Source organism: Bacteriovorax sp. HI3 (assembly GCF_059738875.1).
Map to the genome: position 1 here is coordinate 1,285,388 of NZ_AP026946.1, position 23,090 is coordinate 1,308,477.

Genomic DNA, 23,090 nt, shown 5'->3' on the forward strand with positions numbered 1-23,090 from the left:
ATGAAAAAAACAATGACTCTTCTACTGGTGGTCTTTTTTTGCTTTTCTCTTCAAGGGAAAGAAGTGGTCAGATTGGCAGCAGGGGAATGGCCACCTTACATTTCAGAAAAACTGGATCATTACGGAATTATTTCTCATCTTACGACTGAGGCTTTTGCCACTCAGGGGATTGAAGCAAAGATTGAATTTTATCCTTGGCAAAGAGTTCTTCAGGTTTCCAAAAATGCAGAAGTCGATGGGGCCTTTGCGTATGTGCATACTCCGGAAAGGGATGAGACTTATCTTTTTAGCGAACCTATTTACCAGGGCAAGTATGTCCTCTTTCATTTAAAATCCACCAAACTTCAATGGAAGGATTACAAGGATCTTAAAGACATCAGGATTGCCGCTCCCCGAGGTTTTGGAGGAATGGGGCCTGATTTTCTGGCCGCAGAAGAAAAGAAAGTCATCACAGTTGATCGCGTGACGACTGTTGAGCAAACCTTCAATATGCTTTTTTTGGGTAGAGTGCAGGCGGTTCCTAGCGATCTAGAAGTTGGATACGTCCTGGTTCGCCAGAACTTTAATCAAAAAGATTTTGACCGAATCACTCACAATGAAAAAGTCATTCACCTGGCGAAGTACTGCCTGATCATGCCAAAAAAATCCCAAAAGAGCGCTGCGCTTATTAAGAAATTTAACCTGGGGATTGAAACTCTTAAAAAGTCTGGGCGTTATAATCAGATTGTTAAAGATTTTTACAGCAAGAAAGTTTACAGAGAGTCACTGCCACCGAGCTACACTAGTAGCGCGCAGGTCTTCTAAAGCGCAGGCGCTGGTTTAAACCAGTCTTCCAGATAAAGTGTACAACCAAGCACGAAATGAAGGCCGAAAGGCCTAAAACGCCTCCAGGACCTTTCATATAAAGAATCAGGAAATGAAAGATAAAGCTGAAGATGATACTTGAAAGAGCGATCTGCAAACGGTTGAGTCTTTTAGGGTCAGTCATTCCAATGAATGAAGAACCTAAAAACACGGCCTGAAGAACCGGGATGAGCGGGTCAGTAAAAAAAGAAGTGAGTCCAATAAACATCAAAGTAAGAAATGAAGAGGCGCGCACGCTACCAAAATGTTTAGTAAGGGCCAGAGAGTGGGTCAGTTGGGCCGCTACTTGTGAAACAATTAAAGTGAGGATGAGTTTCATGATAAATTCCTCAAGATAATAATCACAATGATCGTCGTCACAAAGGCCACTGTTCCCAGCTTGCCGCCGAAACCACTTAGATGTGGTCTGCTCCAAAGATAGAGACTTGTCCCAATCAGAGAAATAAGAAAGATATGCCCTGGACCACTTAAGTACTCAGTGTGGGCCATGCCGGCAAAAGAGCCGGCATATATCACAGCATGGATGCCGGACTTTTCAATGTCTTTAGAAAACCAATAAAAACTTCCCACAAATCCAATGATAGCAGATGACAGAACTGGTGAGAAACCAAAACTCGTCTGGAGTGTGTAACAAAGTAGACACGACAAATAGAAGGCCAGGAATTTGGTCACAAATATTTTCGTGGTCTTAGGATTAATAGCTTGAATCATCCCTAGAGAATAATACTGGAGTAAGAATTTGTCACAAGAAGTTTATGGTTTCTAATCATCGGCCGTTCTATACCAGAAGAAACATCAGGAGGACGAAGATGAGACTGCTTGTATTTTTAGCGTTGGGTTTATTTGCCGAAAAGGCACATGCTCTGGAAGTGATTAAGCCAGTCTATAAAGAAAAAATCGTCCTTAAAATTGTCAGGGCCATCCCTGATAGCTTTGAAGCCTATTCGCTCACCAATCACAATGGCAGAGAGATGATGCTTGTTTGTGCCAAGAACCGCGTCTATGACAACAACCCTCAGGCAATGATCGAGTACCGCAATTTCTACAATGAAAAGGCGGGGAACTTTGTTATTGAAAGTAATGTGATTTGTAAGGACATGGCCCGCTTTATTGAGCAGGCCCATTACGGCATCGATGAACAAAGGCCATTCCTTATCACATTAAACACCCGTAAGATGTCAGTGGAGAAGATTGTTTACCCGCGCATTGATCCAATGAGTGATTCAGGTGATGAAAAAGACCTCTATCCAAAAAAAGAGGTGAGGCAATTTCCCAGACCAGACGTTAATTACTATTAAAAAATAAAAAGGCCTCCACTAGGGAGGCCTTTTTATTTGTTGTGTGTGTAGGGTCTTTAAGAAATTTTGCTTGCTTCAAGTCTTGCCAGAGTTTCAAGGTGGCGATCGATTTCGGCCTGGATCTCAGCGTTTCTAGCATTGTTCGCTCTTAGTTCTTGCTCAAGAGCAGTAATCGTCAATGTTAGCGTATCGATTTCTTTATCGATTAAAGCGATTTTTTCCAGTCTCTTTTGAGCTAGAAGTTTTGTCGCTTCTTCAGCTTTTTTTAGAGCTGTGTTGTCTTCAAGTTTTGTGGTCTTTGCCAGAGCATTTGCATTGGCCGTTGTTGCTGTCGGGAAGTTGAACTTCTTTTGAGCTGCAACTGGATTTCTTAGAGAGTCTTGTCTCATTTGCTCGCTTCTTGCTTTCATATCTTTTGGCAAGTCTGTCGATTTAACAAAGTAAATTCCCATACCCGCTAAAACAGTTAACATTGCAATTCCTTCAATCATAAATCCCTCTCGTGTGCGATTAATCCTAATGCCCCATCGTAACAAGTTTCGGCCCTCCCATGGGGCGTTGATGTAAAAAATGCTTCCCTGTCAAAGTTTTAGACACTTTTTAGCCTAAAAAGAGACCTGTTTTTAGTAGTTTAGATCTTGTAAGGATTATCTTCTGGAAGAGAGGTTGGGGCTGCACATATATTATCGTGTTTTTTAATTTAGAAGGAGTTCGCCATGGTTAAGATGTTATGCTTGTTCTTGGTTTTGCAGACCACGGCCTTTGCTGCTGGGATTTCCGTATCAGTTAATGAGAAAAAAGAAGTGGGCGCTTTTAGCGTTGGTGTTGGATCGGCAGTTACCTTAAAAAGCGATGATGAAAAACTCAATGGGGCAGCAACCTTTTTAGGAAAAGTCATTCATTCTGACGGCAGTGAATCTTACCAAATGTACCTGGATAAAAAAGGCAAGAAAGTTTACTACATCGACGCCAGTGATTTTGCCCGCAAGAATTCAAAGCTTCAGACAGTCATTGATCCTTATGAGCAAGCAGGTGGGACGTGTACAGCGTACGCGATCTATGGCTTCTTACAACAAACTCATCTTTCTGGTTTTGAAGGAACAGGGGAGCTTGCGAAAACTCTTTCTTCTGAAGACACGCGCACTCATTTATTAGCAGACGCTATTAATGAATACTACCTGACTCCAGCTCACCGTTATTCAATTAGAGGAATCCTTGATAAGTACGGAAAGAAGTTTGGTTTTAAATGTAAAAAATTTCAAACAGACACATACGAATCAGCGAAAGCTCATGTGATGAAACAACTTGATCAAGGATCGCCAGTCATCGTTTCATTTAATATTGGGCCTAAGATGGTACAGTCTCCTTTTAAACTTGAAATGTATGGACACACGAAACCAGAAATTGATGGTCGCCTATGGATTCCAAGAAAAGTGGGAGAGAGAAACAGCGGTGGGCACACGATCGTGGCAGCAGCTTCATTTACTCATAAAGACCGCTTGTATTTTGTTATGGTGGACTCTGATTGGTCAGAGCCAAGAATCTGGGATGCAGAAGAAACCCTAAATAATAAGACCGCGGTTTCTGAAATCGAATTTGTCACCTGCAAATAATCTGAGTTTCCTCATAAAAAGGCGTAAAATGTTGCTACTAAGAGCAGCATTTACGCCTAAAATTCTAAAAAAACATTCAAAAGTCATCATTCTTTAGCTAATCTTTTTTAAATTTATTTTGACCTACACTAGAGGAATATTCATGAAACATTCATTCCAGAACTTTCAAGTTGACCACATGACACTTCTGCTTCAACCGCGCCTGTATAACGTCGCGTACGTAGCTTTCAATGTTATTTTTGGAGTGACTCCAGAAAACCTTCTTTATGAAAAAAGAAGAGAATGGGTACCAGGACAAGGTGAGCAGTCACTAACGTTTGCTGTTCAAGTTGGCCAGGCAGCTCCAGATGATAAAGCAAAAAACAAAACAATCTTCGCAGTTGTTCAGCCTTCAGAGCCTTTAACTCAGCCATCTCACGTAAGAGAGATGCTTGACTCTCACAACTCTGCAGCTCTTTGGCAGCACATCGCTTTAAGAACAAATGATCTTTTAGCTTTCCATAAATTCGCACTTGAGCGCGGAGTTCAATTCATCACTCCAATCCTAAAAGACGATCACGATGACCTGATTCAGGTTTTCAGTGGAGAGTGGTTCTACCCGGGAATCAGATCGAGTGGGATGTTCTTTGAATTCGTTCAAAGAAGACCAAGTGCTGATAGCCTTCTGGCAATCCAGGAAGCAAACCGCGAGTTATGGTTTAGAGATAAAACATTCCTTGGCCTTTACGGAGAAAAAGAGCGCGAGTACCAAAGTGGTAACGTGACTCCATTCCTTGATTTCGCTCTATTTGAAAAAATTGAAAACGAAATTAAAGGTCTAAAAATTTGGGAAATCACACCTGATCATATCCAGCGTTGTGAAGACATGATGATCGATTTCACTAAAAAGAAAAATTCATAATAAAAAAGGCCCCTCTTTGCGAGGGGCTTTTTTTACTGCTTGCTCGGACCAAAGTGTTTTGCTCAAGGGATATTTGGTATAGAGAGACCAGTAAATCGGTCGCATTTCCTCACAACAAAAAACAGTGTGTATGCGATATCATCGAGTTAAGCTCATTTATCAGTTGGCATCGTGAGTGCAATATTAAAAGACAAGATGGCCAGATGAACAGTCTGGTTGGTGTTAGTGAAAGTGTATTGAATAGCTAACGCTCAAGTCATTTAAGAGCTAAAAAGTATGTTTGAAGAGTTACGATTGATAAGATCCACACTCTGATGAATACGTAAAAGATGGTTCATTAATATGCTCCGATCGATTAGTTTTAGCTTGAAGAACTTGATCTTAACAATCAATAAGAAGCCATCCTTTAACGGGTGGCTTTTTTATTTTTATGACCAACTTAAATTGGATTGATTTGGTGCTCATTGCCCATCGTTGTTTGATAACCTAATCTCTCGATATGAAAAAAACAATCATACTATTCATTTTTTCGGGAATCTTAGCGTCGTGTGTAGGTGATAGTGGAAGCACAGGCGGTGAGACAACCATTTTATCAACTTATACCGAGAGGCCTTTTCCATCGGACAATCCATGGAATCAGGATATCTCAAAAGAACCTGTCGATCCTAACTCAGATGTTTATATCAATTCGTTAGGAAGAACTGCGACTATGCACCCGGACTTCGGAACGTGGTGGGATGGTGCTCCTAATGGGCAACCATTTATTGTTGTTACTGGTAATCAGAAAAAAGTCCCTGTGACTTTTGAATATGCTAGAGAAAGTGATCCTGGACCTTATCCGATCCCTGCGGATGCTCCTATTCAAGGCGGACCGAATGGTTCCGGCGATAGACACGTGATTGTCGTCGATAAAGACAACAATCTTCTGTATGAACTCTACCGTGCTTTCCCTGATGGCAAAGGTGGATGGACTGCAGTGTCGGGAGCTGTCTTTGATTTATCATCTAACAAAATGAGGCCAGCGGGACACACTTCTGCCGATGCAGCAGGACTTCCCATTTACCCAGGACTGGTTCGTTATGATGAAGTGATGGTTAAAGGAGAAATCAACCACGCGATTCGTTTTACGGCCAATAGAACCCGCCATGCTTATGTGTATCCTGCAAGACACGCGGCCGGAAGCTCCAATGATCCATCTCTGCCTCCGATGGGGATGCGTGTGAGACTCAAAGCTAATTATGACATTTCTTCTTACCCGGAGAGTGTACAAGTCATCCTGCGCGCTTTGAAAAAGTATGGGATGATTCTCGCTGACAACGGTGCAAGCTGGATGATCAGTGGCGAGCCTAGCGACAATTGGAACGATCAGGAGCTGCATACTATTAAGCAGGTGCCGGGAAGTGCTTTTGAGGTCGTTAAGATGGGAACTTTGAATCAGTAAGAAATTAAACATGCAATTAAAGTTGACTGAGATAAATCATCTCTTCTAAACTTTAATCGTATGTTCAATAACTATACTTTCCACATCAAGGCCTTAGTCAATTTAGGGATCTCAGTTGCGATCATCTTTGCCATTTTCTATTGCTGTCAGTTTATTCTTCGTCTGCTGACAAAAAAGCAGCTGGCCTGGTTAAAACCTGTACATTTTAAAAATAATGAAATCATTTCAGTCGATATGATGGCCAAAACTTTGGCCAATACGGTTAGAGTCCTTCAATGGGTTTTAATTTTATCTGCGCTCTATATTTCTATTCCATACATCCTTCAGGAGTTGCCAACAACTCACGATTACGCAGTTACTTTGATGAGTTCTGTGCAAAAAAATCTGTGGCAAGTGGGAGATAGTCTTCTTAATTTTATACCAAACGTTTTCTTCATCGCATTTGTCATTTTTATCACAAGAGCAATTGTAAAGTTTCTCAAGTTCATTTTCTTGAAAATTGAAAGAGGCGAACTGGTTATTGATGGCTTCTATGCAGAATGGGGAAATACGACTTTTCAACTCCTGCGCTTTTTTATTTGTATGTTTGCTCTGGTGATTATCTACCCTTATTTGCCGGGGGCCGGCACCAAGGCACTTGAAGGGGTCTCTGTTTTTGTCGGTCTAATGATTTCCCTGGGCTCATCATCTGCTATTGCCAATATCATTGCGGGAGTAATGATTAGTTACATGCGTGCCTTTAAAATTGGCGACTATGTAAAGATTGGTGATTCGATGGGGAGAGTGATAGAAAAAGGTTTGATTGTGACTAAGGTGATGACCTATAAAAATGAAGAGATCACTATTCCCAATACTCAAATTTTAAGTTCTCAAGTAACAAACTATACAACTCAAGCGCAGTCGAAAGACCTGATTCTTTATACGACGATAACTATTGGCTATGATACTCCATGGCCTAAAGTTCATCAGATGATGATTGAAGCGGCGGAAAGATCTCCGCTTATTTCCAAGGATAGAAAGCCTTTTGTTCTTCAGACGGCCCTAAATGATTACCATATATCTTATCAGCTCAATGCCTTTACCGGGCATGAGGATAAGATTCCCGGCGCTTATTCTGAGCTTCACCAAAACCTTCAGCAGGTCTTTTCAGAGAATAAAGTCGAGATTATGTCTCCAGGCTTTACAGTGCTTAGAAACCAGCCTAAAGACACAACACCTGTGCTTTAGCGTCGGTTCTTACAAAGGGCATCTCTGCCTCAATTTGCTGCACTTAAATTATTCTTCATAAACTGATATGAATCATGGTTCTTGAGCGCAAAAGCTCTATTATGGGCTTACATAGAAACATTTTGGAGAAATTTATGGAAGACAAATTGACGAGAAGATCCTTCTTTCAAATGGCAGTCGCCGCAGCGACAATCGTCCCATTTGCACTGAAGGCAACTAAGTCGCTAGCTGCTGACAGCTGTCCTAAGGGTCCACCTGCAGGCAAGTCAATCGCTTCTGGGACAGAGGGAATGGGGAAAGGTTTAGAGTACGTTGCAGACGCTAAAACTTCAAAAAACGCCAAGTATAAAGCGGGAATGGATTGTGGAAACTGTAAGTTCTTCAATGCCGCTAAAGCTGAGGGAGGATATGCTCCTTGTACAATGATGGGAATGAAATATGTTTCTACTTGTGGATGGTGTAAATCTTATGCAAAAAAAGCATAACGAACTCTTACAAAAATACAATCGCCCCGGTCCCAGATACACTAGTTATCCGCCGGTACCATTCTGGAAAGGGGCGCCCGATGAAGCAATGTGGATTGGTCATTTAAAAACCATCTACAGCGATAAAGAGGGGATGGACCTTTATGTGCACGTCCCCTTTTGTGAAAAGCTTTGTTACTACTGCGGCTGCAACCGTATCATTACCAAAAATCACAATAATGAAGAAAAGTATGTGGATCTTATTCTCAAAGAATGGGACATGTATAAAACACGACTGGGCTTTACTCCAGTGATCAACTCTCTGCACTTTGGTGGAGGAACGCCGACATTTTTATCGGCAGAAAATTTAGAAAGACTTATCCAGGGACTGACTGAAAGAAGAAGTCCTTCTTTTATAGGGTCAATTGAGATCGACCCAAGAACAACTAACTTAGAACATCTGAACTGTTTTAAGAAAAATGGCATTGGCCGTGTTTCATTAGGCATTCAGGATTTCGACAGCAATGTACAAGCAGCAATCAACCGCAAGCAGTCTTTTGAGCTGGTCGAAAACCTGGTTAATGAATTAAGGGCACGTGGAATTGATTCTATCAATTTCGATGTCATTTATGGCCTTCCAAGACAAACAGTAGAAACCATTACTGGAACGTTTGAGCTGATTAGAAAATTAAAACCAGATCTAATTGCTTACTACAGCTATGCTCATTTGCCGGAAAAATTAAAAAACCAACGTTTGATTAAAACAGAAGAGCTTCCTGATGCCCAAATGAAGCATGCTTTATATGAAAAAGGCAAGGAGCTTCTGGCCTTTGATGGTTATGAAGATGTGGGAATGGATCATTTTGCTCTTCCTAATAATTTCCTTTATCAGGCAAAAGTAGAAAACAGGCTCCATAGAAACTTTATGGGTTATGTGGATAAGAAATCAAAAATTCTTTTAGGACTTGGCCCTTCATCAATTTCAGATTCATCACTTAGTTTCATGCAGAATGAAAAAGGCTTTAATGAATATGAAATGAAAATTCAGGCAGGGAAACTTGCGATGATGAACGGACACGTGCATGAAAACGCAGATCTTTGTGCCCAGGAAATCATTTTAACTTTAATGTGTAAAGATGAGGGAGAGATTAAAGAAAACACTCCACATTTAAATGAAATCTTAAAAGAGTTGGAAGAGTTTCAGCGCGATGGCCTTCTCATTATCAAAGACAATAAAATCCAAGTTCTCCCTGAAGGAAAAAAGTTCATCCGCAATGTGGCCATGACTTTCGATTTTTATTTCAGAGAGAAAATGCCAAAAGATAAATTCAGCCAGACCATCTAATTACTTAGATGGTCTTAGAACTAAAATATCACATGGTGAATACTTACAAAGAAAGTCAGTAAAAGAACTGGAGAAGAATCCGGCAATACCGTGTCTTCCTCGTGTTGCTGTTACAACTAAATCTGCATTCACTTTGTCCAAATAGTCCTTCACTCTTGCTTCCGGACTATGATCAAAAAAGCATTTAAAAGTTGCCTGAGCTTCTGGAACTCCGAGAGTTTTTGCCAGGTTTTTCTGAATGGCCACAGCACTTGATTCAATTTCAGCATACTGTGATTCAACAGGGTAAACAAAAGCGCTTAGTTCAGAGTTGTAAACTTGAATTTCAATCACTGTCACGAAGTGAACCTTGGCATCTGAGAGGTCCAGGTCGCGTTTAAGTTTTCCCAGTGTTTTAATACTATCTTCTTCGAGTGAGGCACAGAGAACATAATTTTTCATAGAATCCTCCTGTATTCTTTTATTCTGGTATAGATAAAAGAAAATGACATTTGTTTTATTGTTCATCTTTTGTTTTCTTTTTCATGTGACGAAGATCATCTTTTTGAAAGCTTTTTGTCAGGTTTGTCTCTGTTTATAAGTTGTAGAATAAAAACAACTAGAAGGAGGAACATATGACAAAAAAAATTCCACAGATTCAGCGCTACATGACAACAACTCCCGTCACAATCGGAAGCCAGGAGTCTTTACAGTCAGCTAAAAGTATTATGAGCGAACTTAACATCAGACATCTTCCAGTCGTAAATGATGGAAGTATTTTAGGCGTGATTTCGGCCCGTGATATCGATTTTATTCAAGGGATCAGAGGCACAGACCTGGCGACTCAAAAAGTAAAAGATGCCATGACTGTTGAGCCTTATATTGTTTCAGCAGAAACTGAGCTGGCCGAAGTGTGTGATGTGATGGCCTCGCAAAAAATTGGAAGTGTCCTCGTTCAAGATAATAAAAAACTTGTTGGGATTTTTACTTGGGTGGATGCGCTTAATGCCATGGCGGATCTAATGCAAACTCGTCTTAAATAATCATTCTTAATGGCACATCATTTGACTTGCGGCCTTTCCCTGCTGATCGGCCGCAGTCGCTTCATTAAATTTCACGACTCGCACACCGACAGTCATAATTCCAATCAGGATCAAAGTCACGGCATAAGTCTTTGGGAGTTTACTCTTAAAAGGGCTCAGGATTTTTTGAAATAGGCCAGGGGCAACGACCATTGCCGGGAGAGTTCCTATCCAAAAGAAAATCATTGAGACTAAAGAAAGAAGTGGGTGGCCAAGGGCCATTGTTCCTAAAGCGATTCCATAAAGCAGGCCACAGGGAAGGAAAATAGAAATCATTCCAGTGAAGAACGCCTTAGAGAATCCTTTATTTTTAAAGACAAGTTTTCTCCATAGGATTCCATAGAAGGTCCCCATGAATTTTGGCATTGGTAACTCTGCTTTTTTCCCCCTGAAAGATTGAATTCCCCAAAAGAGGAAAAGGACTCCCAGGAATAATCCTGGGAGAAGAGATAATAGAGGAGAGTTGCCTTCAAATTTAACGAAGCTTCCTAAGAAGCCGGCAAAAAGACCAATGGCCATATAACCTAAAAGTCTGCCTGTCTGGTAGCGATAGATGTCTTTTTCCTTGTCACAGCTTGCAGTGACAAGGCCTCCGCACATGCCTACGCAGTGAAGGCTTCCGCCAAGACCTGCAAGGAATGATACCCAGGGAAAAAAATGTTGAATATCAATGGACAGGGCCGACAAGTACAACCTCCTTAGTCGCAATGATGTTTCCTGAACTATGATCAACAATATCAATATTAATTTTCTTAGTCCCGCTCTCTAGTAGAGTTGGTGGAAACTTGAAGAAGACAATAACTTTCTTTTCAAAGCTTACCAGGTCAATAGGAGAGACTGGAGTAATAATCTTAATTTTATCCTGCATGGCCGGATCATGCACTTTTAAAACCACTTTATAATCTGCACCACCTTGATGGTTGAATTTAACGGTAAAGCGGTTAGTGACTGTCTGATCAATATAAGTGAATGTTTCACTGCCTCGAAGGAAAAGAATCTGCAGATCAGTGCTCTTATTGATAAAGAGGATAAAAATCCCGACAAAAAGAAGAGAGATGGCCGCATAAATCATAGACCTTGGAGTGATAGTTTTTCTTGGCACTCCATTAAGTTCATTTTCAGAGCCATAACGAATCAGACCGGTTGGTCTCTTCATCTTGATCATGATTTCATCGCAGGCATCAATACAGTTTGTGCAAGCGATACACTCCAGCTGAGTCCCACGTCTGATATCAATACCAGTCGGGCATACTTTTACACAGTTGTAGCAGTTGATACAGTCACCTTCGTTTTCACGAAGAATGCCGGGAGTTCCTCTTCTTGGCTCACCACGCTTTTTATCATAGGCAATAACCAGGGAGTTTTCATCCATGATTACTGATTGCATTCTTCCGTAAGGGCAAGCGATGATACAGAATTGTTCTCTAAACCATCCAAAGTCTAAAAGGAAAATTGTTGTAATGATCATTGTCGCAGAAAAGATCCCGAAATGCTCAAGCGGGGAGCCCATTGTCATATGAAACAATTCGCGCGGGCCAATAAAGTAGCCGATGAATGTATGGGCAATGTGAAGAGAGATAACTGCAAAGATAATCCATTTCAGCGCTTTTTTAAAAAACTTCTCTGCCGACATCGGTGCTTCATCCAGCGCTCTTCTTTCTCTGGCCGAGCCTTCGATGAAGGATTCAACCTTTAAAAATAAGCTGGAAATAAAAACCGTCTGCGGGCATCCCCAGCCGCACCAGACGCGACCGAATAAACTGGTCATGAAAGCGATAAAAAAGATGGAAGAAATGATGATAAGAAAAAACAAAATGGGGTCAACTCCGAAAAAAGTTGACCCCATAAATGTAAATTCACGGTTGATAATGTCAATCAAGAGCGCAGGCTTCTTGTTGATGTATATCCAGGGCAAGACGAGATAGAGTCCAATTAAAATCCAATAGACAATATCTCTTCTGTCCTTCCAGATTCCTTTAACGTCCTCCGGGTGTAGGTACACCCGGTTTCCGTGTTCATCAACAGTGCCTAAGCGCTCACTGTCCAGTTCAAAGCGGTTCTTGCTCATTCGACCTTATTTCCTTGTGGTGCTTTACCACCAGCTTGATGAGTGTGGTGCAGAGTCTGAACGTAAGCGACGACCTGATAAATTTCGTCGCGGCTTAAAACCTCTGACCAGTTAGGCATACCGTTTTCAACAACTCCGTGGAAAACCACGGGATAGATTGTCTCAGGAGTCCCTTTGGCCCATAGCCAATACTCATCAGTTAAGTTCGGACCAATGTCTCCTTTACCTTTTTCAAGGTGACAGGCCACACAGTTATTAGTGAAGACTTCTTCGCCTTTTTTAATTCCATCTGGAGTGTTGAATTTCGCATACACTTCCGGGTTGAAAGTCGATTCCTGTCTTTTGAATTCTTCTTGTGCCGCAGCGATAACCGCGTAATCTTTTTTGAATTCATCTCTCAGGGAAGGTCCTCCCATTAATTGATAGTATGTAAAGTAACAGATGGCAAACACAATACCGCCCCAGAAAGTAGCGGACCACCACGATGGAAGCGGGTGGTTTAATTCCTGAATTCCATCATAGTCGTGGTCTAAGAGAAGATGTTTTTCATTTTCTTCGACATGAAGTTTAGTTTCTTGTTTCATATTAGTGTCCTCTTCTCATTTCAGTGACTCCGTCTTCCAGAGGGATCATTGAAGCCTGGTCGTACATTCCTTTATTGTCTTTTTTATAAGTCCAGTATGTGTAGGCCGCAAAACAAACCACGAAGATAATAAGTCCTGTGATTGGCAACCATGGCATATCAAAACTACTTAGAGCGTCCTGTTTCATTGTTGAACCTCCGATTTACCGTAATCCACACCAATGCGTTGTAGGTAAGCAATCAGTGGGATGATTTCTTTATCCAGAACTTTTTCAGGCACACCAGCTTCAACTAAGTTGTCGCGGATTGACTGGGCCTGAGTTTGGGCATTGGCCACAGAAGCGTCGATTTCTGCCTGAGAGTATGGAACACCCAGAGTCTGCATAACTTGCATTTTCTTTGGAAGTGATCCGTAATCAGTTTTCTGGTCAAACAGCCAAGTGTAACGAGGCATGATTGATCCGGCCGTTACTTCACGAGGATCCCACATGTGACGGTAGTGCCACATATTTGGGTATTTTCCACCAACGCGAGCAAGATCCGGTCCAGTTCTCTTAGAACCCCATTGGAATGGGTGATCGTAGACGAATTCAGCAGCTTCAGAAGCTTTACCATAACGAAGAACTTCGTGGGCCATCGGACGAACAGTTTGCGAGTGACATAGGTAACAACCTTCACGGATATAAATATCACGTCCAAGAAGTTCAAGCGGAGTGTATGGTTTAACTACATCAAGTTTTGTGATGTATTGTTTAGATAAAACCGCTGGAACAATTTCAATCGCTGTCCCAACAAGGATCGCAACCAGAGAAAGAACCGCGAAAATCATCGGCCATCCTTCCAGTTTTCTGTGAGGAGTAGCAGTGTGTTCGATAGAAGAGTCATCAAGAGCGTACGCCTCGTAAACTTCTTCTTTGCCAACTGATCCCGATTTTGCTGTTTTGTATAAGTTATAGATCATGAGAACAAACGAGACGAGTACGAATGTTCCACCAATTGCTCTAACCCAATACATTGGAACAATTTTTACAACAGATTCAATGAAGTTTGGATAAACGAGTTTTCCAGAAGCATCGATTGCTCTCCACATTAGTGACTGGCTGATACCGGCAATCCACATTGAGACGATGTAGAGGATAATACCGATAGTAGCTGTCCAGAATTGGATCGTTGCTAAGCGTTTTGAGTAAATTTCAGCATTCCATAATCTTGGAACAAGGAAGTATAGGACACCTGCAGTTAAGAGATAGTTCCATCCAATTGTTCCGGCGTGAACGTGTCCAGGAATCCAGTCAGTGAAGTGGGCGATAGAGTTTACAGATTTAATTGAAAGTAGTGGTCCTTCAAAAGTCGACATCCCGTAGAAAGTAAGGGCAAGCGCCATGAATTTTAGAACCGGGTCTGTACGAACTTTGTCCCAAACTCCTCTAAGAGTTAAAAGACCGTTGATCATACCACCCCAGCTTGGTGCCCAAAGTGCAACTGAGAATACCATCCCCAGAGTCTGTGCCCATTCCGGAAGTGTTGTATAAAGAAGGTGGTGAGGTCCCGCCCAAATGTAGATGAAAACCAGAGACCAAAAGTGGATAATAGACAGTCGGTAAGAGTACACCGGACGGTTGGCCGCTTTAGGAACATAGTAATACATTAAACCCAAGAACGGAGTTGTTAAGAAAAAGGCAACCGCGTTGTGTCCGTACCACCATTGAACAAGAGCATCCTGAACACCGGCATACAGTGAATAAGATTTACCAATTGAAACCGGGATTTCAAGCGAGTTGATGATGTGAAGAACAGCAACAGTGATAATCGTTGCGATATAAAACCAGATTGCTACATAAATGTGGCGCTCTCTTCTTCTGATGATTGTTCCAAAAAAGTTAACCGCAAAGACAACCCAGATAACCGTGATGGCAATATCAATTGGCCACTCAAGTTCGGCGTATTCTTTTCCAGTTGTGATCCCGAATGGAAGAGTGAGTGCAGCTGAAATGATGATGAGCTGCCATCCCCAGAAGTGGATTCTGGAAAGTGTGTCGTTAAACAGTCTCGCCTTTAATAATCTTTGATGAGAGTAGTAGATCCCGGCAAAGATGGCGTTACCACAAAACGCGAAGATCGCAGCGTTTGTGTGGAGTGGACGAAGTCGTCCGAAAGTGGTCCATTGAAGACCAAGGTTAACGTGCCAATCAGCAAGCTGAAAGGCGATAGTTACACCAAGAAGCAGAGCTACTGCCCCCCAGATAACAGTCGCGATGACAAATAGACGTACTATCTGATCATCGTAGGAAAAGTACTCGAGCTTCCCAGTTCGAGTGGATGCGTGCGCGTTCATAGTTCTCCCTTGTGGGTGTTGTTATTAGACACTTTATTATGTTCATCTAAAAGCATTCTGTGTCCTGGTGTTTCAAGGTCATCGTATTGACCTTTCATCGTCATCCAAATAAATGAACCAACGAAGAAGGCCCCAAGTAAAAGAGCGAGAGGAATTAAAAAGGTGATTATTTCCATAACTTCCTTAAAGTTTTAGTTCCAGTTAAAGTTGAGATCAGTACAGTCAGTGAACTAAGCGGCATAATAATCGCTGCTGCCAGCGGTGAGATATGTCCGGTATAGGCCAGGAAGACTGAGACACTATTATAAGAAATAGAAAGCACCAGGTTTCTGTAGATGACCTTCATCGTTTCTTTTGAGATCACCATAAGTTCAGCAACTGAAGAAAGCCCCGGATAATTCATGTACACATCAGCGGCGCGAAGAGAGATGTCCATCGCTCCAAAAACCGCGATCCCTGTTCCGGCACTGGCCAGAGCGATCGCATCGTTGGCACCGTCACCAACCATAATTGAATTGGGAGTCGACTTGATGATCTGGCTTTTTTTCTCGGGAGAAAGTTCGGCCTGGTATTCATCTTTAGCTAGACCGAGTTTTAAAGCGATCTCTTTTACGTGCTCTGTTTTATCTCCAGAAAGAATTTGTAGTTTTAATCCTTCATTTCTTAGAGCATTTAATGAAGCCAGAGCATCTGGTCTTAGGGCATCCTGAATCTTAAATGCCGCTACTAGAACATGATCCTCGTAAATCCCATAATTTTTAATTTCGTAAAAGTGTCCGTTGATATGTCCGCTTACTCCTACACCCGGCATTTCTTTTAAATCAGAAACATCATACACGCGTGGAAGAGAAGATTTTACAAACTCTTTTAAGCATATTGCGACAGGGTGGAGTGAAGTTCTCTCCAGATTATGGATAATATCAAACACCGGAAGAGCTGTTTGATTGATAATATCCATCTGCATAACCTGAAGTTGGTTTTGAGTGATTGTTCCTGTTTTATCTATAAAGATTTTTTGGGCACGTGAAAGTTTTTCAATCACGGCATCGTCTTTTATGATGATTCCCTTTTGGGCCGCCTTAGAAAGAGTGCGGATAAAAGTTAAAGGAGTTGCAATTGCTAAAGCGCACGGGCAAGTGACGATAAGAAGAGTCAGAGCAAGTTCCAACGCTTCTTTCTGACTGCCGTGGCGTGCTGTCACGAAGTAGAGGATAACTGAAAGAGTCAGAACCGCACCGGCAAAGTACTTTGAAATCTGATTTGTGATATCGATGATCTGGGCCTTTTGCCCCCAACCAGTTTCTACATTCTTTAATATTTTTCCAAGACGACTTTCGTGATTGGCCTTCTCAACCTCAATGATAAGCTCACCGCTCACATTCATTGTCCCAGAGAATACCTGATCTTGTGCTTTGATTTTTTGCAGACCTGATTCACCAGTCAGAAGAGAGTTATTCAGGTAAGATTCACCTGAGATAACTTTTCCATCGGCCGGGATAACCTGGTTTGGAAGAATTTTTAAGAGATCGTTTGGTTTAATGAATTTAGGGTGGATTTCGACCACTTCACTATGATTATTTTCATTCACCTTTAAAACACTTTCACCTTGATAGAAAAAATGCAGGTCACTTGTGCTTAGACCTTTTTCCTGAATTAACTTCAGGAAGTAACGTGAAAGAAGAAGGAGAAAGACCAGGGCCGTCAGTGAATCGAAATAATTTTCCGGCACGTGGTTGATCAGGTTATAAATCCCCATGATTCCACCCATAATAAGCGAGAGTGAAATGGGGACATCGATGGAAAGGGTTTTGTTCTTAAGAGCGATGTACGAATTTTTATAAAACGGAAACGCGCAGTAAGTTAAAACCGGAATGGCAAAGAGTACTGTCAGTGCATTGAAGACTTGTTCGTATTCAGGTCCAGCGCCCGCATAAAGAGACACAGCATAAAGCATAATGTTTCCGGCAGCGGCAGCAGCGATACCGATTTTTAAAATCATTGAACGTTCTTCTTTGATTTTTAAATCAGCTGTTGATTGGTTTATTTTTAGCGGGTGAGGGCGGTAACCGATTCCATCAAGTTCTTTGGCCACTAGAGAAAAGTCTCCAGTACTGTCGATTGAAATCGTTGCTACAGAGCGACCCATGTTAAGTTTCGCTGAAAGAACACCTGGAACAAATGCCGGAAGTTTTTCAATGATCCAAAGACAGGCCAGGCAATGGATTCCTTCAAGGTAGAATTCCATTGTCAGTTCATTGTTCAAATTTCTATAAGCGTACTCATTTAAGAACTCAATGTCGTTCAGGTAAGAGTAGTGATTATTCTTTAATTCAACAGGAGCGCGTTTTTTTAAGAGAGCGACATTCTTTTTAATGTCGTAGTACTCAGAGAGACCTTTGAAGTTGATGATGTTGTAAACCGTTAAGCAACCCTGACAACAAAATGGGCCGGCGTCTTGGTCGTGACCTTTGTGATAGTAAGCAGTAATAACTTCCTGGTCGCAGTGAATGCAAGCGCTCATCATTATGTCTCAACAATTTGTTTTAATAAATTAACTATATCAGAATCTGCTTTTTGGTAAATCTCAATTAAAGTTGACTTATCTAAAAAACATACCTGAGTGTTGGGAAATACTTCAGCGCTAATCGGACTTGGGATTTTGTTCATCAGCTCAGCTACGCCAATTAATGAACCACTCTGAAGCATTTTTTTGAATTTCTTTTTTTTGCTAATCTGGATCGAGCCATCTAACACAAGATAGCCCGAGATCGGGATCTGCCCCTCATAAAAAAGATGAGAGTGAGATTTGTAAACTTTAGTAGGGAAATAGGCCGTAATTTTTTCGATCAAATCTCTACTTAGTTCGATGTGCTTTAAGAATTTCATAAGCCCATCATACATTCGCAGAGAGAGAGAAAATATAATCTAAATCAGCTTTCGAAAAAAAATATTAATAATGAATATTGGCCCAATTTAATAATTCATCTTCATTGATAACGTAGATAACTTTTCCTTCCTGCTCAATGATGCCGGCATCTTTGAACTCAGTCATGAAACGAATAAGTGTTTCATTGGCCGTTCCAATCATTGTCGCCATCTCTTCGCGGGTAAGTTTTAAATCAATTCTCCATCTATTTCCCTCTTTAGTCCCGTGGGTAGTCTTTAGAGAGAGAAGAAGTTCAGCTAAACGCTCGCGGACATTTTTTTGGTGAAGCGAAGTTAATTTATTTTCCGCATTCCCCATGTCGCGTGAAAGTTTGTTGATGATATTCAGTGCCACTGAAGGATTTTTTTCAATCAGTGAGAGGATGTATTTTTTGTCGATAAAACAAACTTCTGTGTCTTCCATCGCAGTTGCAGTTTTTCCAAAGTCTTCATCTGTGAAAAGAGAGCGGTGCCCCAGGATATCTCCGGCGTGAACTATGCGCACGATTGATTCTTTACCGTCAATTCCTGTGCGAGTTAACTTAATGTTCCCTGTGCTGATGCAGTAGAGACCAAACGGGTGAGTACCTTGAACGAAAAGAGTTTGTCCCTTTTTGTACTTGTTAGTAATCTTGTGCTGGCTGATATCTTCCAGTTCGGCAAGATTCATATTGCAGAAGATTCCATCATTCTTTGAGGGGCAGTGTTCACAGCTAGAGTGAGCGTCCTTTTTCATTGCTTTATTTTCCTTGGTTCTATCAGCTATTAACTTAACATTTAATGAGTAAAAAAACATGAGATACATCATGTTTTGTTTTTTATATTATTATACTCTCTGAGTAGGGATTTGGGAAAAGCACATACTTACTAATCTTGAAAGATTGGGTATATTTCTTGTAGGAGTAGTAGAAATGGCAGAGAAAATAGCACAAAAAGCCCTACTAAAATTTATACCAAAGCGTAAAACCCTCTCTAACAAGTCAGACGGCGGGGTGGCACTTATTGTAGCAGGGGGGGCCAAGTTCATGGGGGCGGGGCTATTAAGCGCTCTGGCATGCACGCGTAGTGGTGTCGGCTATACCCACTTAATGACTGATTTAGTTCATTACCCTTGGGTAAAATTCCCGGATTTCATTGTTCATAAATTTTCGCTTGCGACCTTAAAGAAACACTCGGGAAATGTTATTGCGATGGGGCCAGGGCTTGGGACTGAAAAGAGTAAGGCCCGTTTATTGCGTGCCCTTTTAGAAATCGGCGCTGAGAAAGTGATTCTCGATGCAGATGCTCTGAGTATTTTATCTCAAATGAAAGTCAAAACACTTCCTTCCTCATGGATTTTGACTCCTCATGAGGGAGAACTTGCGCGCTTGCTCCATGTTCCGGTTAAAGACGTCAAAACGAACCGAGAGCATTATTTGCAAAAGGCCCATCTGAAATTTGGATGTGTGATTGTGCTCAAGGGTTATGAAACCCTCCTGGCCTCTAAGGGAAAAATAACTTATGCCTCGTTTGGCTCAGTCGCCCTGGCAAAAGCGGGAACCGGAGACGTGTTGTTGGGAATGATTGCGGCCTTTCGCGCTCAGGGATTGGAAGCCTACGAAGCAGCGGCATTAGGAGTGCTCATTCATGGGACGGCAGCAAAAGACTGGGAGAAAAAAGGCAATGACCATCTGGGGTTAAGGCCAACGGATCTCATTGATCAAATTCCCCAGACGATTAAGCGTTTAAGATCTACTGCGAAAGGTAATTGATATTATCCAGGTTCTTAAAAAGTTTTTCTTCATCCATCCAGATTTTCCCGTCTTCAATTTCGTAGGGGTCACCCGGAATATTCCACGTCGGGCCCCAAGAGTTTTGGGCCAGGTACTGAAGTTTGTTGTTTTGACAACGATAACCAATCATAGTGATAGCATGGAAGCCATGGATACCAGTATTTGAACATGTGTTGAACTTGGTGCTCGAATTCTCCTTATGGAAATCATACTCAGGCTGATTCCAGAACTTAGTACAGATATCCAGTCCTACAGCTTTTTTATCTTTAATACTAGCAAACATCTTTTGACGATTTTGAGTTACTGTCGTGATAAATTTTTCTTTTGGCCCCTCTGGAGTGAAATCATCAGAATCGAAAAGAACACGGCTTGATTCACATTTTAAATTTTCCGGGATCGTGACACGTTTTTCAGGAGCGCAGTCCTTGGCAATTAATGAAAGAAGGGCGTCGTCGTATTTTAATCCGGCCTTAGAGGTAATAAAGTCGACAAATGCACTCATGTCGCTGAACGTCTTTTCAGGAAGGACTCCGGCGAGGTCTGAAGCTCTTTCAATCAGCTCTGAGTAATTACAAAGAACAGCATCGGCCTTGGCCTTGTCTTGAAACTCTTTTCTGTCTTTAAAGTAGGCGAGGACATTTTGTGATTTACAATCATCAAATTTACCTAGAGCAATGCGGTTATATTCAATTTGCATTGCATTTTTATCTTCAGGACTCATTGATGAAAGAATCTCTTTAGCAAACTTGTCTTTCTGTGTTGCAGCCGTTTTGGATTTATCCAGTTGTTTCATAAACGTGGTGAGATTACTTTCAAATTTCTCATAACCATCTTTGTTGGCAAAAAAACCATCCATTGCTTTAAACATCTTCTGGCGGTGTTCGTTCAGGAAGATAAAATTGATTTTACTGCTATTGTTGGTTGTACTGACAGAAATGTACCCCAGTCTATCAAAGCCCTGGCAGGCCGGACCTGCGCTGGAATTAATGCGGTTTTTTGATATACATTCCGGGTGAGCGTTAAGAGCACGGGTGATACTGTTAGTGATCAAACGCTCAAATTTATCTTCATCTTTTTTTGAACATTTTTCAGCAAAAAAAGAATCGCTGGAATTTTTGACGAAATTTCTAAGAGCATTGGAAAAGTGGTCGGCTTCTTCTCTTTTTCCCTGCATGCTTGTCAAGCCTTCTTGAAAAGCGAATCCAAAATGCTTCTGATAACTATTCATATAGCGAGAAGCGCCTGTAAGCGCAATTTCCTGCTTGTGTCTTGAGTCTTCAAAATTTCCTTTATCATTAAAAAATGTATGTTCTAAAGCAACATCTTCGGCCTTACATAAAGACCCAAATCCTGATACTCTTTGTCTATCGAGTGCTGCTTGGATTGTCTTGCAGGCAAATCCTCCATTGATGGCGGACTTGCTTTCATACAATGTCTTTCCATCGCTCGTTTGTTTATCAAGAGTGTAGAGGTAGTTGCCTTTGTTACGTTGCTCTTCAAGTGTTTTGTCGTTAGTGTAGTAAAGCCCGAGATTCAAGTATGAGAGATTCGGGTGATCAGGTATCACTGACTGCAGAAGGAGCGAGGATTGATTGGCGTAACAACTTCCAACACCGTCTTGATCCTGAACCGCGGCTTTCGCCAGAGGTCCATCTCCCTGATCCAGACGGACAACCTGGCCTTCAGGGATTCCACCGCAATCAAGTGCATAGACGTTGAGTGAGACGGTTAAAAATAAAAGTGCAGTTCTCATAATTAATCCTTCAACAATGAGCCAAGTGTAATGGCCGCGATCATTGAGCCATCATCAAAGCGGCAAAAAGAGTTTTCATTATTTTTTTGATCTTTAAGCATCACAATCGTCTTTTTCAAAACATCCTTGCAAACTACTGCTCCTGGATTTTTTCCGCCCGCTGAAGAACGCAAGGGGGCTGCAAAACTTTTTTTCTTTTTTAAGATTTGAGCGGCTTCACATTTTGATTTATCAAGAGAGACATCGTCGTTAAAGCAATTCTCAGAAATTAATATTTTGCTCGATGGTTGATAAGTCATCAGGTAGTGTTCATCGCTCTGGCTCCAGATTTGTTTGGTTAGCTCACTGGCATGCAGCTGCAGAGAAAAAATTGAGAGAAATAGTATAATTTTCATAAAAACCTCTGGATTTATTATAAAGGAATTGAGAAAACTTACCTGCTAAGGTCAGAAATTCCATTAAGAGAAACTTAAGATATGGCTGAGAGAATTTACAACAATAAGAAAGTTGAAATCATTGGAGACTATGGGGCATCACTTTCCATCATCGAAGTTGGATTGGGTTCTCTGTTGCACGCTTTCCACGTTCCATTTTCCGGAGTATTTCTCTCTCTTAATCAAGGATTCATTCTTTGCCGCGCCACCATTTTATCTAAAGAGCTCCCGGACAATAACTGGGTGGCCTACAATATTTCTAACGTCTCAGCAGTTTTAAAATCGCTTTCACCTGCAGGAAAAAAACTAGGGCCCATGCTTAGTTTAAGTATGCAAGGTCTGCTTTTTAATATTGGTGTTGCTTCTTTGGGGGTTAACCCCATTGGACTTTGTTTTGGAATGGCCTTGCTTTCACTATGGTCTTTCATTCAACCACTGGTGACTTATTATCTCTTTTTTGGCGACAAGCTCTTCAGTGCGGCCGAATACCTATTTGAAAAAACTCTTCCTTATCATAATTTAAAACCTGAAAGTCTGCTTTATATTTTTCTCGCACTGGTCGTCACGAAAATGCTTGTGGCCAGTGCTCTTGCTATTCTTGCGTGGCGCATACGCGGCAAGGCGATTTATGGAAAAAATTACGATGAAGAATTAATTCGTATGGCGCGTGAAAAAGGCGTGCGAGTTGCTCAGGAAGGTGTCGCGCCAAAAAATGCAGCGTGGCTCGCATTTAAAGATCTGTTTCGACCATTATTTTTAATTTCATTGGCAATGACAGCAGCTTTTCTTTATTTTTCACAAAGTGATCACGCACAAATGGGCTGGTACTTACTTCGACCAGTCGCTATTGGTTTTATTTTCTTTTATGTCTCGCGCACACTCACCATTGATCGTTGGCTGATGCGTTTAGAAAATGGAAGATTCCATTCATTCAGCTTGGGATGCCAAACTGCACTGGCAAAAATCCGCAGTTTTGTTTAAGAAAAAAACAAGAATAAGTGGTTTT

26 protein-coding genes are annotated in these 23,090 nt (G+C 41.4%); 11 read left to right on the top strand and 15 right to left on the bottom strand.

The features are described 5' to 3' along the window. Nucleotides 1–804, top strand: a complete 804-nt coding sequence (locus AC6JA8_RS06445; RefSeq protein WP_497976315.1) for a substrate-binding periplasmic protein — start codon at nucleotides 1–3, stop codon at nucleotides 802–804. Here AC6JA8_RS06445 and AC6JA8_RS06450 read toward each other — a convergent pair. Beyond that, the gene (locus tag AC6JA8_RS06450; RefSeq protein ID WP_497976316.1) at nucleotides 782–1,183 is read right to left on the bottom strand and encodes a hypothetical protein; all 402 of its coding nucleotides are present in this window, start codon (nucleotides 1,181–1,183) and stop codon (nucleotides 782–784) included. The genes AC6JA8_RS06445 and AC6JA8_RS06450 overlap by 23 nt on opposite strands. Further along, the gene (locus AC6JA8_RS06455) at nucleotides 1,180–1,575 is read right to left on the bottom strand and encodes a hypothetical protein (protein ID WP_497976317.1); all 396 of its coding nucleotides are present in this window, start codon (nucleotides 1,573–1,575) and stop codon (nucleotides 1,180–1,182) included. Before AC6JA8_RS06455 ends, AC6JA8_RS06450 begins: the two co-directional genes overlap by 4 nt. A gap of 98 nt (nucleotides 1,576–1,673) precedes the next feature. Between AC6JA8_RS06455 and AC6JA8_RS06460 the strand changes: the two genes are divergently transcribed. Continuing rightward, complete coding sequence (locus AC6JA8_RS06460; RefSeq protein WP_497976318.1) at nucleotides 1,674–2,162, top strand: hypothetical protein; 489 nt, start codon at nucleotides 1,674–1,676, stop codon at nucleotides 2,160–2,162. A 56-nt stretch (nucleotides 2,163–2,218) separates the two neighbouring features. Here the strand turns inward: AC6JA8_RS06460 and AC6JA8_RS06465 are convergent, their stop codons facing one another. After that, nucleotides 2,219–2,653, bottom strand: a complete 435-nt coding sequence (locus AC6JA8_RS06465) for a hypothetical protein (RefSeq protein WP_497976319.1) — start codon at nucleotides 2,651–2,653, stop codon at nucleotides 2,219–2,221. Between the two features lie 225 nt (nucleotides 2,654–2,878). Here AC6JA8_RS06465 and AC6JA8_RS06470 point away from each other — a divergent pair, with 225 nt between their 5' ends. The 6 genes from AC6JA8_RS06470 to hemN all read left to right on the top strand — a co-directional run bounded on the left by AC6JA8_RS06470 (nucleotide 2,879) and on the right by hemN (nucleotide 9,153). Continuing rightward, nucleotides 2,879–3,775 (top strand): hypothetical protein, encoded by an 897-nt coding sequence (locus tag AC6JA8_RS06470; protein WP_497976320.1) that lies wholly within the window; start codon nucleotides 2,879–2,881, stop codon nucleotides 3,773–3,775. Nucleotides 3,776–3,917: 142 nt separating this feature from the next. Further along, a complete protein-coding gene (locus AC6JA8_RS06475) occupies nucleotides 3,918–4,676 on the top strand; it encodes a VOC family protein (protein ID WP_102243033.1) in 759 nt (252 codons plus the stop codon). A 499-nt stretch (nucleotides 4,677–5,175) separates the two neighbouring features. Beyond that, nucleotides 5,176–6,117: a hypothetical protein gene (locus AC6JA8_RS06480; RefSeq protein WP_497976321.1), complete on the top strand. Its 942-nt coding sequence runs from the start codon at nucleotides 5,176–5,178 to the stop codon at nucleotides 6,115–6,117. Nucleotides 6,118–6,177: 60 nt separating this feature from the next. Then, on the top strand, nucleotides 6,178–7,344 hold the full coding sequence (locus AC6JA8_RS06485; protein WP_497976322.1) for a mechanosensitive ion channel family protein: 1,167 nt from the start codon (nucleotides 6,178–6,180) through the stop codon (nucleotides 7,342–7,344). A 134-nt stretch (nucleotides 7,345–7,478) separates the two neighbouring features. Further along, complete coding sequence (locus AC6JA8_RS06490; RefSeq protein ID WP_497976323.1) at nucleotides 7,479–7,829, top strand: high-potential iron-sulfur protein; 351 nt, start codon at nucleotides 7,479–7,481, stop codon at nucleotides 7,827–7,829. Then, nucleotides 7,783–9,153, top strand: a complete 1,371-nt coding sequence (gene hemN, locus AC6JA8_RS06495) for an oxygen-independent coproporphyrinogen III oxidase (RefSeq protein WP_497976324.1) — start codon at nucleotides 7,783–7,785, stop codon at nucleotides 9,151–9,153. The genes AC6JA8_RS06490 and hemN overlap by 47 nt, the downstream gene beginning before the upstream one ends. Here the strand turns inward: hemN and AC6JA8_RS06500 are convergent, their stop codons facing one another. Beyond that, the gene (locus tag AC6JA8_RS06500; RefSeq protein ID WP_497976325.1) at nucleotides 9,154–9,594 is read right to left on the bottom strand and encodes a universal stress protein; all 441 of its coding nucleotides are present in this window, start codon (nucleotides 9,592–9,594) and stop codon (nucleotides 9,154–9,156) included. Between the two features lie 173 nt (nucleotides 9,595–9,767). Here AC6JA8_RS06500 and AC6JA8_RS06505 point away from each other — a divergent pair, with 173 nt between their 5' ends. After that, a complete protein-coding gene (locus AC6JA8_RS06505; protein ID WP_497976326.1) occupies nucleotides 9,768–10,175 on the top strand; it encodes a CBS domain-containing protein in 408 nt (135 codons plus the stop codon). Between the two features lie 6 nt (nucleotides 10,176–10,181). Here the strand turns inward: AC6JA8_RS06505 and AC6JA8_RS06510 are convergent, their stop codons facing one another. The 9 genes from AC6JA8_RS06510 to AC6JA8_RS06550 all read right to left on the bottom strand — a co-directional run bounded on the left by AC6JA8_RS06510 (nucleotide 10,182) and on the right by AC6JA8_RS06550 (nucleotide 18,861). Continuing rightward, on the bottom strand, nucleotides 10,182–10,901 hold the full coding sequence (locus AC6JA8_RS06510; protein ID WP_497976327.1) for a sulfite exporter TauE/SafE family protein: 720 nt from the start codon (nucleotides 10,899–10,901) through the stop codon (nucleotides 10,182–10,184). Then, on the bottom strand, nucleotides 10,882–12,282 hold the full coding sequence (gene ccoG / locus AC6JA8_RS06515) for a cytochrome c oxidase accessory protein CcoG (protein WP_497976328.1): 1,401 nt from the start codon (nucleotides 12,280–12,282) through the stop codon (nucleotides 10,882–10,884). Before ccoG ends, AC6JA8_RS06510 begins: the two co-directional genes overlap by 20 nt. Continuing rightward, the gene (locus AC6JA8_RS06520) at nucleotides 12,279–12,866 is read right to left on the bottom strand and encodes a cbb3-type cytochrome c oxidase N-terminal domain-containing protein (RefSeq protein ID WP_497976329.1); all 588 of its coding nucleotides are present in this window, start codon (nucleotides 12,864–12,866) and stop codon (nucleotides 12,279–12,281) included. Before AC6JA8_RS06520 ends, ccoG begins: the two co-directional genes overlap by 4 nt. A 1-nt stretch (nucleotide 12,867) precedes the next feature. Then, complete coding sequence (locus tag AC6JA8_RS06525) at nucleotides 12,868–13,053, bottom strand: cbb3-type cytochrome oxidase subunit 3 (RefSeq protein ID WP_497976330.1); 186 nt, start codon at nucleotides 13,051–13,053, stop codon at nucleotides 12,868–12,870. Next, nucleotides 13,050–15,200, bottom strand: coding sequence for a cytochrome-c oxidase, cbb3-type subunit I (gene ccoN / locus AC6JA8_RS06530; RefSeq protein ID WP_497976331.1), 2,151 nt, complete (start codon nucleotides 15,198–15,200; stop codon nucleotides 13,050–13,052). Before ccoN ends, AC6JA8_RS06525 begins: the two co-directional genes overlap by 4 nt. Continuing rightward, a complete protein-coding gene (ccoS, locus tag AC6JA8_RS06535; protein ID WP_491634594.1) occupies nucleotides 15,197–15,376 on the bottom strand; it encodes a cbb3-type cytochrome oxidase assembly protein CcoS in 180 nt (59 codons plus the stop codon). Before ccoS ends, ccoN begins: the two co-directional genes overlap by 4 nt. Next, the gene (locus tag AC6JA8_RS06540) at nucleotides 15,367–17,724 is read right to left on the bottom strand and encodes a heavy metal translocating P-type ATPase (RefSeq protein WP_497976332.1); all 2,358 of its coding nucleotides are present in this window, start codon (nucleotides 17,722–17,724) and stop codon (nucleotides 15,367–15,369) included. The genes ccoS and AC6JA8_RS06540 overlap by 10 nt, the downstream gene beginning before the upstream one ends. Continuing rightward, nucleotides 17,724–18,086, bottom strand: a complete 363-nt coding sequence (locus AC6JA8_RS06545; RefSeq protein WP_497976333.1) for a cyclic nucleotide-binding domain-containing protein — start codon at nucleotides 18,084–18,086, stop codon at nucleotides 17,724–17,726. The genes AC6JA8_RS06540 and AC6JA8_RS06545 overlap by 1 nt, the downstream gene beginning before the upstream one ends. Nucleotides 18,087–18,150: 64 nt before the next feature. Then, complete coding sequence (locus AC6JA8_RS06550) at nucleotides 18,151–18,861, bottom strand: Crp/Fnr family transcriptional regulator (RefSeq protein WP_497976334.1); 711 nt, start codon at nucleotides 18,859–18,861, stop codon at nucleotides 18,151–18,153. Between the two features lie 175 nt (nucleotides 18,862–19,036). Here AC6JA8_RS06550 and AC6JA8_RS06555 point away from each other — a divergent pair, with 175 nt between their 5' ends. Then, nucleotides 19,037–19,876 carry an NAD(P)H-hydrate dehydratase gene (locus AC6JA8_RS06555; protein ID WP_497976335.1) on the top strand — a complete coding sequence of 280 codons (840 nt, stop codon included), beginning with the start codon at nucleotides 19,037–19,039 and terminating at the stop codon, nucleotides 19,874–19,876. Here AC6JA8_RS06555 and AC6JA8_RS06560 read toward each other — a convergent pair. Beyond that, nucleotides 19,857–21,650 (bottom strand): C1 family peptidase, encoded by a 1,794-nt coding sequence (locus tag AC6JA8_RS06560; RefSeq protein WP_497976336.1) that lies wholly within the window; start codon nucleotides 21,648–21,650, stop codon nucleotides 19,857–19,859. The two genes, AC6JA8_RS06555 and AC6JA8_RS06560, sit on opposite strands and share 20 nt — an antisense overlap. Nucleotides 21,651–21,652: 2 nt before the next feature. Further along, nucleotides 21,653–22,045 carry a hypothetical protein gene (locus AC6JA8_RS06565; protein WP_497976337.1) on the bottom strand — a complete coding sequence of 131 codons (393 nt, stop codon included), beginning with the start codon at nucleotides 22,043–22,045 and terminating at the stop codon, nucleotides 21,653–21,655. A gap of 81 nt (nucleotides 22,046–22,126) precedes the next feature. On the opposite strand from AC6JA8_RS06565, the gene AC6JA8_RS06570 reads away from it, so the two are divergent. Next, nucleotides 22,127–23,065: a hypothetical protein gene (locus AC6JA8_RS06570; protein ID WP_497976338.1), complete on the top strand. Its 939-nt coding sequence runs from the start codon at nucleotides 22,127–22,129 to the stop codon at nucleotides 23,063–23,065. Nucleotides 23,066–23,090: the final 25 nt, after the last annotated feature.

What these genes read in the sequence shown, in the direction of transcription:
- AC6JA8_RS06445 (WP_497976315.1), top strand. Translation starts at nt 1, where the DNA reads ATGAAAAAAACAATGACTCTTCTACTGGTGGTCTTTTTTTGCTTTTCT.
- AC6JA8_RS06450 (WP_497976316.1), bottom strand. Translation starts at nt 1,183, where the DNA reads ATGAAACTCATCCTCACTTTAATTGTTTCACAAGTAGCGGCCCAACTG.
- AC6JA8_RS06455 (WP_497976317.1), bottom strand. Translation starts at nt 1,575, where the DNA reads ATGATTCAAGCTATTAATCCTAAGACCACGAAAATATTTGTGACCAAA.
- AC6JA8_RS06460 (WP_497976318.1), top strand. Translation starts at nt 1,674, where the DNA reads ATGAGACTGCTTGTATTTTTAGCGTTGGGTTTATTTGCCGAAAAGGCA.
- AC6JA8_RS06465 (WP_497976319.1), bottom strand. Translation starts at nt 2,653, where the DNA reads ATGATTGAAGGAATTGCAATGTTAACTGTTTTAGCGGGTATGGGAATT.
- AC6JA8_RS06470 (WP_497976320.1), top strand. Translation starts at nt 2,879, where the DNA reads ATGGTTAAGATGTTATGCTTGTTCTTGGTTTTGCAGACCACGGCCTTT.
- AC6JA8_RS06475 (WP_102243033.1), top strand. Translation starts at nt 3,918, where the DNA reads ATGAAACATTCATTCCAGAACTTTCAAGTTGACCACATGACACTTCTG.
- AC6JA8_RS06480 (WP_497976321.1), top strand. Translation starts at nt 5,176, where the DNA reads ATGAAAAAAACAATCATACTATTCATTTTTTCGGGAATCTTAGCGTCG.
- AC6JA8_RS06485 (WP_497976322.1), top strand. Translation starts at nt 6,178, where the DNA reads ATGTTCAATAACTATACTTTCCACATCAAGGCCTTAGTCAATTTAGGG.
- AC6JA8_RS06490 (WP_497976323.1), top strand. Translation starts at nt 7,479, where the DNA reads ATGGAAGACAAATTGACGAGAAGATCCTTCTTTCAAATGGCAGTCGCC.
- hemN (WP_497976324.1), top strand. Translation starts at nt 7,783, where the DNA reads ATGTTTCTACTTGTGGATGGTGTAAATCTTATGCAAAAAAAGCATAAC.
- AC6JA8_RS06500 (WP_497976325.1), bottom strand. Translation starts at nt 9,594, where the DNA reads ATGAAAAATTATGTTCTCTGTGCCTCACTCGAAGAAGATAGTATTAAA.
- AC6JA8_RS06505 (WP_497976326.1), top strand. Translation starts at nt 9,768, where the DNA reads ATGACAAAAAAAATTCCACAGATTCAGCGCTACATGACAACAACTCCC.
- ccoG (WP_497976328.1), bottom strand. Translation starts at nt 12,282, where the DNA reads ATGAGCAAGAACCGCTTTGAACTGGACAGTGAGCGCTTAGGCACTGTT.
- AC6JA8_RS06520 (WP_497976329.1), bottom strand. Translation starts at nt 12,866, where the DNA reads ATGAAACAAGAAACTAAACTTCATGTCGAAGAAAATGAAAAACATCTT.
- AC6JA8_RS06525 (WP_497976330.1), bottom strand. Translation starts at nt 13,053, where the DNA reads ATGAAACAGGACGCTCTAAGTAGTTTTGATATGCCATGGTTGCCAATC.
- ccoN (WP_497976331.1), bottom strand. Translation starts at nt 15,200, where the DNA reads ATGAACGCGCACGCATCCACTCGAACTGGGAAGCTCGAGTACTTTTCC.
- ccoS (WP_491634594.1), bottom strand. Translation starts at nt 15,376, where the DNA reads ATGGAAATAATCACCTTTTTAATTCCTCTCGCTCTTTTACTTGGGGCC.
- AC6JA8_RS06540 (WP_497976332.1), bottom strand. Translation starts at nt 17,724, where the DNA reads ATGATGAGCGCTTGCATTCACTGCGACCAGGAAGTTATTACTGCTTAC.
- AC6JA8_RS06545 (WP_497976333.1), bottom strand. Translation starts at nt 18,086, where the DNA reads ATGAAATTCTTAAAGCACATCGAACTAAGTAGAGATTTGATCGAAAAA.
- AC6JA8_RS06550 (WP_497976334.1), bottom strand. Translation starts at nt 18,861, where the DNA reads ATGAAAAAGGACGCTCACTCTAGCTGTGAACACTGCCCCTCAAAGAAT.
- AC6JA8_RS06555 (WP_497976335.1), top strand. Translation starts at nt 19,037, where the DNA reads ATGGCAGAGAAAATAGCACAAAAAGCCCTACTAAAATTTATACCAAAG.
- AC6JA8_RS06560 (WP_497976336.1), bottom strand. Translation starts at nt 21,650, where the DNA reads ATGAGAACTGCACTTTTATTTTTAACCGTCTCACTCAACGTCTATGCA.
- AC6JA8_RS06565 (WP_497976337.1), bottom strand. Translation starts at nt 22,045, where the DNA reads ATGAAAATTATACTATTTCTCTCAATTTTTTCTCTGCAGCTGCATGCC.
- AC6JA8_RS06570 (WP_497976338.1), top strand. Translation starts at nt 22,127, where the DNA reads ATGGCTGAGAGAATTTACAACAATAAGAAAGTTGAAATCATTGGAGAC.